Genomic DNA, 10,668 nt, shown 5'->3' with positions numbered 1-10,668 from the left:
AGGAGCGCTCATGATCCAACTGCCGTCCCAAGACCCCTTCTACGACCCGGCTCCGGTGCGTGGCCTGCCCGGCGATCCGATCCGGGTGCGCCGCGTCGCCCTACCACTGCAGGAGCGCTGCCGCGCCTGGCAGGTCGTGTACCAGTCGACCGGCGTACTCGGTCGCCCGGTGGCGATGTCGGGGACCCTCCTCGTCCCCGCGAGCCCTGCTGCCGGTTCCGGCGACCGTCCGGTGCTTGCCTACGGCGTCGGCGTGCACGGGCTCGGGCGGGACGCGGCGCCAAGCCATCTCCTGCGCGTGGGCACCGAGCCCGAGCAGCCGGCGATCGAGGCCGCCCTCGCCCGCGGCTGGGTGGTCGTGGTGCCTGACGGTGAGGGCCTGGGCATGCCGGGACCTCACACCTACGGCGCCGGGGAGCCCGGCGGACATGCCCTGCTCGATCTCGTCCGCGCCGCACGGGTCCTCACTCCTGAGGCGTCGACCGCGTCTCCGGTGCTGCTGTGGGGCTACTCCGAGGGCGGACGGTGTGCGGCGTTCGCGGCCGAGAGCGCCGCTCTCTATGCCCCCGAGCTCGACGTCGTCGCCGTCGCCGCAGGAGGGGTGCCGGCGGACCTGCGGGCCGTGGCACGCGCGATCGGGCAAGGACCCTTCGCCGGACTCGCGCTTGCCGTCCTGATCGGCCTGGCGACGGCGTACGACGACGATCGGCTGTGGCACATCCTCACCGAGGAAGGACGAAAGACCGCACGCCGTGCGGCCGACTGCGACGTCGTCGGACTGGTGCTCGAGCACGGGAGGCCGCTCACCGAGCTGACCGTGCGGGAGGAGCCGTGGGACTCGCCGCGCTGGCGTGAGGTTCTGAGCAGGGAGCTGGCCGGCACCCGGGCGCCGTCCGCGCCGGCCTACCTCTACCACTGCGGTGACGACGAGATCGTGCCCGTGCCGGTGGGGCGCGCACTCGCCTCCGCGTGGATCGCGCGCGGCGGCGAGGTGACCTGGAGCGACGTCGACGCCGAGTCCCATCTCGCCGGCGGGCTGGCCGGCATGCCCGACGCGCTGGCCTGGCTCAGCGCTCGGCTCGAGACGCGATCCTCCTTCGAGGCGAGGCTTGCCCGATAGAGTCCGCGGCGATGCGGATCCTGTTCACCTTCATCGGCGGCGTCGGCCACTTCCACCCGCTCGTGCCGATCGCCCGCGCGGCCCAGGCGGCCGGCCACGAGGTCGCGGTCGCCTGCGCCGCGGGCCTGGTCGGCCCGGTGGAGTCGGCCGGTTTCGCCGCGATGCCGACCAGCGAGCCGCGTCCGGTGCCGGCGTCGACGGGATCCGCACGAGACCTGACCCCACTGGCTCCGACCGACGCCGGGGCCGCCGAGATCGAGTTCGCCGAGAACTTCGCCGACAAGGGCGCCCGCAGACATGCGACTGCCATCCAACGGTGGATCCGCGAGTGGCAGCCTGATGTCGTCGTCCGCGACGAGGCCGACCTGGGCTCGGCGATCGCGGCCGAGGTGCTCGGCGTCCCCGTCGCGTCGGTGGTGGTGCTCGCCGCCGGCATGCTGATCCGGCCCGAGCTCGTCGGACCGCCGCTCGCCGCCGTCCGCGCCGAGCACAGCCTGCCGCCGGATCCGGATCTTGCGATGCTCACCCGTGGCCTGGTGCTCTCGCCGGTCCCGCCGTCGTTCCCCGACCCGGCCTCGCCCCTTCCCACCACCGGGCTCACCCACCACTTCCGGACACCGGTCGCGCCGCGGGTCGAGCGTCTCCCTGGGAGGCAGCGCGTCTATGCGACCCTCGGCACCGAGTTCGGGACGACGTCGGGCGATCTGTACGAGCGGATGCTCACCGGGCTCGGCACCCTCGACGCCGACGTCCTGCTGACCGTCGGGAGCCGGATCGACCCGGCCGAGCTCGGTCCAGCACCTCCGGGCGTCCGCGTCGAGCGATTCGTCCCGCAGGACGAGGTGCTGTCATCGGTCGACGTCGTGGTCTCCCACGGCGGCTCCGGCAGCCTGCTGGCCGCGCTCGCCCACGGGCTGCCGTCGGTGCTCCTCCCTCTCGGCGCCGACCAGCCCCACAACGCCACACGCGCCGAGGCCCTCGGCCTCGCCACCGTGCTCGACGCTGCCTCGGCCACCGCCGACGACCTCGCTCGTGCCGTCGGCGAGGCGCTCCACGACGTCGAGATGAAAGCGCGAGCGCAGGCGATCGCCGTCGAGACCGCCGCCCTCCCCGACGTCACGACCACCGTGACCGCCCTGGAGCACCTCTCACGCACCGAAGGTTGAGCAAGCGCCAACGAAACCCCGGCAACCGCCCCTGCCAACGTCTCCGAGGGAGGCTTACGAGGTTTCGTCAGCGCCGGTCAGGCTCGTTCCTCGCCCTCCCGGCTTGCTCAACCTCCGACGCTGACAATCGGGCCGGAGGTTGAGCAAGCGAGCGCCAGCGAGCGCCGACGAAACCCCGGCAACCCTCCCAGCCAACGCTCCCGTGGACCTCGCCCTCCCGGCTTGCTCAGTCGCCGCGCCGGAAGCGCTCGTCGAGCCAGAGCTTCATGCTTCCCGCCGCGCCGGCGATCTGGTGGACCAGGTTGCCCAGCGCGTCTTGGGACGCCTCGAACGCCTCGCCGTACGACTTCGCGGCGTCCTTCGCCGCCTCGCTGACCAACGCGTCGTCGTCGTCACCGCGGCGGGGGTAGTCGCCGCCGAGGATCGCAGCGTAGGCGCCCGAGTCGACCCAGCGCCGCAGCTCCGCCGCCCGCACCACCGCGAACGGGTGGGTCGTCTTCTCCACGAGCATCAGCTTGAGCACCGAGTCGCGCAGGTCGCCGCTGTCGAGGTACTCCTGGCCCTGGGCCATGAAGGTGGCGAGGTCGAGGTCGCCCATCAGCCCGCCGCTGGCCAGCTGCATGTGAGCGCGGGTCGCGGCGGCGGGGTCCTGGGTGGCGAGCAGCCCGGCGCGGTCGGCGGACAGCTCCGACTTGCGAGCCCACTCGTAGAGCGCGGCGATGATCGCGCGGAGCCCGAGTCCACCGAGGGGGACGCTGCCGAGAACCCCGGTGAGGTTGATGAGTCGCAGGAGCAGCGTGCGGTAGACGGCGTGGCCGCTGAGCGCGTGCCCGAGCTCGTGGCCGACGACGAACCGGAGCTCGTCCTCCTCCAGTAGATCGACCAGCGCCGAGTTGAGGACGATCACCGGCTTGTCGAGGCCGATGGTCATCGCGTTCAGGGTCGGGTCGGCTCGGACGTAGAGCTCCGGCAGCGGGCCGTCGACGTCGAGCACCCGACCCGCGTCCCGAAGCAGGTAGTGCAGGGTCGGGAACTGACGCTCGTCGACGCGTACCGCGGTGCCGAGGAGCAGCAGCCGCGTGGTGCGCTCGTTCACGAGGCCGGAGACCGCCTTGAGCACGGTGTCGAAGCCCTTGAGCCGACGCAGCGCGACCAGCGCGCCACGGTCGGCCGGGTGCTCCCAGGCACGGGAGCTGATACCGGGAAGGGGAGCCCGCTTGCGGGCCGGCTGCGTCGTCACGGTGACACTGTGACACGCGATGTCGAACCGTCACCGCGTCGTGACGGATCGGGTACGTGGCGGATCGCGCACGTGAGGGACCCGCTACGTGGGGGATCCGCTACGTGGGCGATCGCTCTCAGCGCAGGTAGACCGACACCTCGGTCGCCTTGACGCTGAAGGTGACCAGGTCGCCCGGCACCAGGGAGAGCTCCGCTGCCGCCGATGCGGTCACGTCCGCGCTCAGTGTGGCCGACCGGATCCGGATCAGGTCGCCGCGCGGCTCGATCCGCGTGACGGTCTCGGTCAGCGCGTTGCGCGGACTCCCATGTGGCGGATCCCGGTAGAGCGCGACCGCGGTCGGCCGGAACACCGCCAGCACCGGCGCACCGCCGGTCGGCGCAGGACCGACCGGGAGACCCTGGACGACCCCGCCGCCGTCGAGGCGCACCGCCCCCGACTCCCACCGGCCGGCGAGCAGGTTCAGTCCGGCCAGCCGGGCCGCGAACGCGCTGCGTGGACGCGCCAGCACCTCGGCGCTCGCGCCCTCCTCCACGACCGCTCCGTCCTCCACGACGACGATCCGGTCGGCGAGCAGCAGGGCGTCGAGCACGTCGTGGGTGACGACCACCGCGGTGCGCTCGGCCAGCACCTCGCTGAGGGTGTGTCGCAGCGCGGGGCGGACGTCGACGTCGAGCGCCGCCATCGGCTCGTCGAGCAGGAGCAGGTGTGGGGAGGCGGCGAGCGCACGGGCGATCGCCACGCGCTGGGCCTGACCACCGGACACCTGCGCCGGACGCCGGTCGGCCAGGTCGCCGACGTCCACCCGGGCCAGCCACCCCTCAGCTCTACTGCGGGCGGCAGCACGGCCCGCTCCCCCGCTGCGCGGGCCGAAGGCCACGTTGTCGCGCACCGACAGGTGCGGGAACAGCAGTGGATCCTGGGCCAGCAGCGCGACACCGCGCCGGTGCGGCGGGAGGTCGATGCCGGCGGCGGAGTCGGCGAGGGTCCGGCCGTCGAGCACCACCCGACCGGCATCGGGTCGCAGCAGCCCCGCGATCACGGCGAGGGCCGTCGACTTCCCGGCGCCATTGGGCCCCAGGAGCGCGACCGTCTCGCCGTCGGCGACGTCGAAGGCCAGTTCGACGCCTCGTTCCTCGACCCGGGCCGAGAGCTCCAGACTCACCCGACACCCCGTCTGTTGCGGGCGAGCCCGATCACCAGCACCGCGACGACCACCAGCACCAAGGCGAGCGCGACCGCGGCGTCGGGGTCGGTGACCCGCTGCTGGTAGATGAGGGACGGCAGCGTCTGCGTGGTGCCCTGGAGGCTCCCGGCGAAGGTGATCGTCGCTCCGAACTCCCCCAGCGACCGAGCGAAGGCAAGCACCGCCCCCGACAGCAGTCCGGGCAGCACGAGGGGGAGGGTGATCCTGCGGAACACGGTGGTCGGCGCCGCACCGAGCGAGGCCGCCACGGTCTCGTAGCGCTGACCTGCGGTGCGCAGAGCACCTTCGAGGCTCACCACGAGGAAGGGCATCGACACGAATGTTTGCGCCATCACGACCGCCGCGGTGGTGAAGGCGATCTCGATCCCCCAGGCGCTGAGAGTCTCCCCGAGCAGGCCGCGGCGTCCGAACGTGTAGAGGAGCGCCAGCCCGCCGACCACCGGCGGCAGCACGAGCGGGAGGAGCACGAGCGAGCGCACCACCCCCTGTCCCCGGAACTCGGTGCGCGCCAGGACGACGGCCATCGGCACCCCGAGCAGCACGCACAGCAGCGTGCTCGTCGCCGAGGTACGCAGGCTGAGCCAGAGCGCCGCTCGCGCCGACTCGGAGGTGATGAGCGGGAAGAAGTTGGCCCAGTCGACCTGCGCGACGATCGCCGCGAGCGGCAGCAGCACGAACGCCGCCCCGAGCGCCGCGGGCACGAACACCCACGCCGGAAGCCCGAACGAGCGCGGTCGCCCGTGCGACGACGTCGTCATGGTGCAGGTGCGAATCCGGCGTCGCCGAGGACCTTCTGCCCGGCCGCGCTCGTCACGAGGTCGACGAACTCCTGGGCGAGGTCGGCCTGGCCGCTGTCGCGCAGCGCGACGATCGGATAGGTGTTCACCGCAGCCGAGGACTCGGGGAACTCGATGCCCTCGACGTCGTCGCCCGCGGCGATCACGTCGGTCACGTAGACCAGGCCGGCGTCGGCCTCGCCCGAGGTGACCTTGCCGAGGACGTCGGTGACCGACTGCTCCTCGCTCACCGGCGAGAGCGTGACTCCGGCGTCTTCCTCCACCTTCGCCGTGGCAGCCCCGCACGGCACCTCGGGTGCGCAGACCACGAGCTTGACGTCCGCACCGGCGAGGTCGGCGAAGCTGGAGATGCCCGCGGGATTGTCGGGTGGCACCGCGATCTCGAGGGTGTTGGTCGCGAAGTTGACCGGGTCGGAGGCAAGGCCGTCGGCGGTGAGCTTCTCCATGGTGGCCAGGTCGGCCGAGGCGAACACGTCTGCCTCGGCGCCCTGCTGGATCGAGGTGACGAGGTCGGAGGAGCCGGCGAAGTTCAGCGTGACGTCGACGCCGTCATGCTCGGCCTCGAACTCGTCGGCGATCTTCTCGAAGGTCTCGGTGAGGGACGCGGCGGCGTAGACCCGGATCGTGATGTCGTCCTGGCCGTCGCCCGCCCCACCGCAGCCGGCGAGGGCCGGGACGATGATCAGAGCGGCCAGCACGCCGCGGGAGAGCACGCTCATGGCGTCTCGACGACGACGTTGGTGGCCTTCACCGACGCGACGATCCGCGACCCGGGCTCGAGTCCGAGCTCGTCGGCGGCCTCGGCGCTCATCAGGGAGACCAGGCGGTAGGGGCCGCAGACCATGTCGACCTGCGCCATCACGACGTCCTTGGTCACGCCGACGACGATCCCGGCGAGCCGGTTGCGGGCGCTGACCGACGCGGCGCGGGTGAGCCGGCGGTCGGGGTCGTCGGCGAGGGAGACCGCGAGCGCGGCCAGCTCGGCCCCGGCGATCTCGGTCGGCCCCGAGCCCCCGCCGGAGGTCGCAGGCAGGCGGCCGGCGTCGATCCAGCGCCGCAGCGTGTCGTCGCTGACGCCGAGCAGCGCGGCCGCCTCGGCCACTCGATAGGTCGTCATGAGAGTCACAGTATCCGCATCTGCGGATGCCGTGCCACGGATTCATCCGCAGATGCGGGTCCCAGTCCGCCCCGCGCGGCGCCCGATAGGTTGCAATCGTGCCGGCGGTCCTCGATCACGCGCTGTTCGGCCTGGGCCTGGCAGTGCTGTGCAGCCTCACCCTCGCCCTGGGCTTCTGGGCGCGCGTCGGACTCGCCTGGCTGCCCCTGTGGGCGCTGGTCCGCGCGACCGTGCAGTTGGCCGCCGTCGCCCTCATCCTCAGCGGGGTACTGTCGGCGCCCGCGACGGTCGCGGCCTTCCTGGTCCTCATGCTCGCGACCGCCTCGCTCACCGCCGCCGGACGCCTCAAGGGCCTGCGTCACGGACGCCGGATCGCGGCCCTCGGCGTGGTCGTCGGCGCCACCGCGACCGTCGCCCTGATCCTCGCGCTCCGGCTCGTCGAGTTCGAGGGGCGCTACGTGATCGCGGTGGCCGGCATCGTCATCGGCAACACCATGTCGGCAGCGACCCGGACGGGCCGGAACTTCCGCGACTCCACACTGCAGCGTCGTGACGAGGTCGAGGCGTGGTTCTCGCTCGGCGCGACGCCGAGCCAGGCGCACGACGAGATCGCCCGTGCCGCCGTCCGCGAGGCGCTGCTGCCGAACCTGGACCAGACGAAGACCACTGGACTGGTCACCCTTCCGGGAGCCTTCGTCGGCGCACTGTTCGGCGGGGCGGATCCCGTCGAGGCGGCGCAGTTCCAGCTCGTCGTCCTGGCCGGACTGGGACTGGCCGGGATGCTCACCGGCGTCATCGTCGCCCGGCTGGCCGCGCGGACGCCCTACCTGCCACCGGACGTCGCGGCCGAAGTTCAGCCTGGATCCGCCGATTATCGGCTTGGCGAGCGTCACCAGATGGGTGCGATGGCAAGGCGCGGTCGCGAAGGGCGGTCTGGTTGACCGTCGAGCGGCCGCAACGCCGCCAGCGTGCTCATATGGTGGCGCGCGTAGCAGGCGAGAATCGGTGGGTCCAGGCTCACACGGCGCCGTCGGCCAGCAGTCGGTCGAGCTTGGCGTAGCCGTCGTTGACGCCGACCTCCATGCCGCTGCGCAGCCAGGCGTCGCGGCCCTCGAAGCTGTCGACCAGCGACTGAGCGTGCAGGCGGGTCCGGCCGTCGCCGAGGTCCTCGAAGCGCAGGGTCTCCAGGGAGACGCTCTCCGGCATCCCCTCCCAGGTGAAGGTCTGCACGATCCGCTCCGGCCCGACCTCGTGGAAGCAGCCGCGGAAGGCGTACTCCTCCTCGCCGCGCACGTTGCGGAAGCGCCACGAGCCACCGGAGCGGGCATCCCACTGGTCGATCTCGGTCGCGATGTCGTTCGGTCCGACCCAGCGGACGTACAGCTCCGGATCGGTGTGGGCCCGCAGCAACTGCGCCGGGGTGGCGTCGAAGTCGCGGGTGATCCGGATCATCGGCACCCGGTCGTCGGCCTCGATGGCGGCCTCGGCGTAACGGCTCTGCACAGCGGTGTTCTCGGTCATGACTCGTTCTCCTTCATCTCCTCCAACACCGCGTCGAGCCGCGCGTAGCGCTCCTCGGCCTGGCGTCGGTAGCGCTCGATCCATGCGGTCATCAGGTCGAGCACCTCTGCCTCCAGATGGACGGGCCGGGTCTGGGCGACCCGGCCCTTGGTCACCAACCCGGCGTCCTCGAGCACCCGCAGGTGCTTCGAGACCGCCTGGACGGACACGTCGTAGGGAGCGGCCAGCTCACCGACCGTGGCGTCGCCGACGGCGAGTCGGGCCACCAGGTCGCGGCGGGTGGGGTCGGCCAGCGCCGAGAACACCCGCGAGAGCTGATCGGTCATCACCGCTCCTCAACTAGTTGGTTGATTAAAGGATGGCCCGCGGCCGGATCGTTGTCAACCCATTGGTTGAATAAAGATCAGGAGCGCCACTCGTGGAGCAGTCGCGCCATCAGCCGGAAGGGGATGGCCTGCCCACGGACCTGGTCGACGGTCCCGGCCAGCGTCAGCCCCAGCTCGGGGCACCAGAAGAGCCACGTGCCGCTGACGCCGGAATGCCCCACCAGCGTGAGCGGCGGGCGCCCGGCCGTCATCGTCCGGCCCAGGCGGAAGACCATCGTGCCGAGGCCGTAGCGCATCGGCAGGCCGCGGAGCCGGCGAGTGCGCTCGGTGAGCAGGCGCGCCGTGCGCGGGTCGTCGAACACCTCGCCGCGCCGCAGCGCGCGGCCGAAGGCGATCAGGTCGGCGGTCGTGCTCACCAGGTCGTTGCTCGACGCCATCAGCCCGGGCACGTCGATCCGGCGGCTGCCCGAGTAGACCGGAAGCGGCGCCACCGCGCCGACGCCCCCGGCCGGCCGGGTGGAGGCCAGCCCGAGTGGCCTGGCGATGCGTTCGGCGAGCAGGGCACCGAACCCGCGGTCGCACGCCTGCTCGAGGATCCGGATCAGCAGCTGGAAGCCGGTGTCGCTGTAGCGCGCCGTGGCACCGCGAGCGGCGAGGTCCCGAGGAGGGAAGTGCGGGCGCTGCCGGGTTCGGATGGTGGCGACCACCTCGTCGAGGCCCCAGGTCTCGTCGCGCCCGGCGAGCATCGCGTCCCGGATCGACGGCCCACCCGCGCGCCGCTCGAAGTAGTCGGGCAGTCCCGACGCATGGCTTGCCAGGTGCCGCACCGTGACCTGCTCGGTGCGGTCGACTCCACGAAGGACGTGCAGCCCACGAGCCATGCCGGCCGGCAGGTAGCGCGAGATCGACGCGTCGAGCGCGACCTCGCCGCGCTCGTGCGCCTGAAGCAGCAGCGCGACGATGAAGAGCTTGGTGACCGAGGCGGTGAAGAACTCCGCGTCCGGCCGCACCATCGGCCCGCCGTCGGGCACCTCCGCAGGTCCTAGGCCGACCGACCACGCGTCGCCACTCTCACCCGAGAGCGCGACGACGGCGTGAGGCACCCGTCCACGCTGGACCGGTCGCGCGACCACCCGGACCAGGCGGCCGGCGAGGTGCTCGTCCACCAGGGCATCGGCGCCCACCGTCGTTCTGATCTCCGTTGCCACCGTCATCTCCCCTTCGAACCAACATATCTCATAGACAGGTCTTGTAGACATGTCTATGGGGCACAAGGCCCTAGGCTCTACGCCGTGGCGCATGTGATCCTCGGACTCCTGCTGATCGCTCCGCGGAGCCTCTACGACCTGATCAAGGGATTCGAGTCCGGAGTCGCGCTCTTCTACAGCGCGAGCTCGGGCAGCATCAAGCGCTCCCTCGACGCCCTCCTCGAGCAGGGCCGCATCGAGGTCGCACACGTCGAGCCCGGCGGGCGAGGGCGCAAGACCTACCGGGTCACCGACGCCGGGCGCGCCCACTTCCACGAGTGGATCAGGTCGACGCCGTCCGGATCCGACATCGAGACCGCCGCCCTCTCCCGCCTGTACTTCCTCGGCCTGGTGCCACCGGGCGAAAGAGGCGACGTGCTGCGCGCCCTCACCGGGCGCATCGAGGCCGATCTAGCGACGCTCACCCGGCTCGAGGGGTCACTCGAGTCGGTCGAGGTGCCCGCCGAGCTCACCGACGTCGCCCGGTTCCAGCGGGCGACGCTGGACTACGGCCTGGCCTCCCACCGGTTCGCCGCGAAGTTCCTCACCGACCTCGCCGACGACCTCTGAGGACCGGCCTGCCCCGGTGGCGACCTTCATCCTCGCCGGATCATCGGAAGGCTCGAGCACGACCTCGCTGGACAGGCCGCGGACGGCGGTCACGACATCGCGACTGCCCGCCGGAACGAGGCCAGATCGCCCCACGCGTCCGGTTCATCGAGCGGGTGCTCGTCATAGGCCGCGTAGCTCGCACCGACCTCGGCGGCAGGATGACGCGCCAGTAGCGCCGCGAGCGCCTCGTCGACCAACGCGGCGTCCGTAGACCCGGATCGGATCCCCCGGGCGGCGGCCAGCAACTCCGAGTCGACCGTCGCGCTCAGTCGTATGCGCGCCATGCCATGACCTTGCCACGCCAGGGAGCGTAAG

13 protein-coding genes are annotated in these 10,668 nt (G+C 72.0%); 4 read left to right on the top strand and 9 right to left on the bottom strand.

What is annotated here, in order from left to right; translation table 11 throughout:
• Positions 1-10: 10 nt before the first annotated feature.
• Both WMR31_RS17660 and WMR31_RS17655 read left to right on the top strand, forming a co-directional pair.
• The gene (locus WMR31_RS17660; RefSeq protein ID WP_340540198.1) at positions 11-1,120 is read left to right on the top strand and encodes a lipase family protein; all 1,110 of its coding nucleotides are present in this window, start codon (positions 11-13) and stop codon (positions 1,118-1,120) included.
• Positions 1,121-1,131: 11 nt separating this feature from the next.
• Positions 1,132-2,286, top strand: a complete 1,155-nt coding sequence (locus WMR31_RS17655) for a glycosyltransferase (protein ID WP_340540197.1) — start codon at positions 1,132-1,134, stop codon at positions 2,284-2,286.
• Positions 2,287-2,512: 226 nt separating this feature from the next.
• On the opposite strand, the gene WMR31_RS17650 is transcribed toward WMR31_RS17655, so the two are convergent.
• The 5 genes from WMR31_RS17650 to WMR31_RS17630 form a co-directional block, all read right to left on the bottom strand.
• On the bottom strand, positions 2,513-3,526 hold the full coding sequence (locus tag WMR31_RS17650; protein WP_340540196.1) for a M48 family metallopeptidase: 1,014 nt from the start codon (positions 3,524-3,526) through the stop codon (positions 2,513-2,515).
• Between the two features lie 118 nt (positions 3,527-3,644).
• Positions 3,645-4,691, bottom strand: coding sequence for a sulfate/molybdate ABC transporter ATP-binding protein (locus WMR31_RS17645; protein WP_340540195.1), 1,047 nt, complete (start codon positions 4,689-4,691; stop codon positions 3,645-3,647).
• Positions 4,688-5,491, bottom strand: a complete 804-nt coding sequence (locus WMR31_RS17640; RefSeq protein WP_340540194.1) for an ABC transporter permease — start codon at positions 5,489-5,491, stop codon at positions 4,688-4,690. The genes WMR31_RS17645 and WMR31_RS17640 overlap by 4 nt, the downstream gene beginning before the upstream one ends.
• A complete protein-coding gene (modA, locus tag WMR31_RS17635) occupies positions 5,488-6,249 on the bottom strand; it encodes a molybdate ABC transporter substrate-binding protein (protein WP_340540193.1) in 762 nt (253 codons plus the stop codon). Before modA ends, WMR31_RS17640 begins: the two co-directional genes overlap by 4 nt.
• Positions 6,246-6,647 (bottom strand): TOBE domain-containing protein, encoded by a 402-nt coding sequence (locus tag WMR31_RS17630; protein WP_340540192.1) that lies wholly within the window; start codon positions 6,645-6,647, stop codon positions 6,246-6,248. The genes modA and WMR31_RS17630 overlap by 4 nt, the downstream gene beginning before the upstream one ends.
• 98 nt (positions 6,648-6,745) lie before the next feature.
• On the opposite strand from WMR31_RS17630, the gene WMR31_RS17625 reads away from it, so the two are divergent.
• On the top strand, positions 6,746-7,588 hold the full coding sequence (locus WMR31_RS17625) for an ABC transporter permease (protein ID WP_340540191.1): 843 nt from the start codon (positions 6,746-6,748) through the stop codon (positions 7,586-7,588).
• Between the two features lie 76 nt (positions 7,589-7,664).
• Here WMR31_RS17625 and WMR31_RS17620 read toward each other — a convergent pair whose 3' ends face one another.
• From WMR31_RS17620 to WMR31_RS17610, 3 genes are all read right to left on the bottom strand, one after another.
• Positions 7,665-8,168 (bottom strand): SRPBCC family protein, encoded by a 504-nt coding sequence (locus WMR31_RS17620; protein ID WP_340540190.1) that lies wholly within the window; start codon positions 8,166-8,168, stop codon positions 7,665-7,667.
• A complete protein-coding gene (locus WMR31_RS17615; protein WP_340540189.1) occupies positions 8,165-8,494 on the bottom strand; it encodes an ArsR/SmtB family transcription factor in 330 nt (109 codons plus the stop codon). The genes WMR31_RS17620 and WMR31_RS17615 overlap by 4 nt, the downstream gene beginning before the upstream one ends.
• Positions 8,495-8,571: 77 nt before the next feature.
• Positions 8,572-9,702 carry a serine hydrolase domain-containing protein gene (locus tag WMR31_RS17610; protein WP_340540188.1) on the bottom strand — a complete coding sequence of 377 codons (1,131 nt, stop codon included), beginning with the start codon at positions 9,700-9,702 and terminating at the stop codon, positions 8,572-8,574.
• An 84-nt stretch (positions 9,703-9,786) separates the two neighbouring features.
• Between WMR31_RS17610 and WMR31_RS17605 the strand changes: the two genes are divergently transcribed.
• Positions 9,787-10,311 (top strand): PadR family transcriptional regulator, encoded by a 525-nt coding sequence (locus WMR31_RS17605; protein WP_340540187.1) that lies wholly within the window; start codon positions 9,787-9,789, stop codon positions 10,309-10,311.
• A gap of 89 nt (positions 10,312-10,400) precedes the next feature.
• On the opposite strand, the gene WMR31_RS17600 is transcribed toward WMR31_RS17605, so the two are convergent.
• Complete coding sequence (locus tag WMR31_RS17600) at positions 10,401-10,637, bottom strand: hypothetical protein (RefSeq protein ID WP_340540186.1); 237 nt, start codon at positions 10,635-10,637, stop codon at positions 10,401-10,403.
• Positions 10,638-10,668: the final 31 nt, after the last annotated feature.

This window comes from Nocardioides epinepheli (genome assembly GCF_037936805.1).
In the GTDB taxonomy this organism is placed as follows: Bacteria; Actinomycetota; Actinomycetes; order Propionibacteriales; family Nocardioidaceae; genus Nocardioides.
Note: the sequence above shows the minus strand (reverse complement) of the source record. Positions and strands in the feature narration are given on the sequence as shown.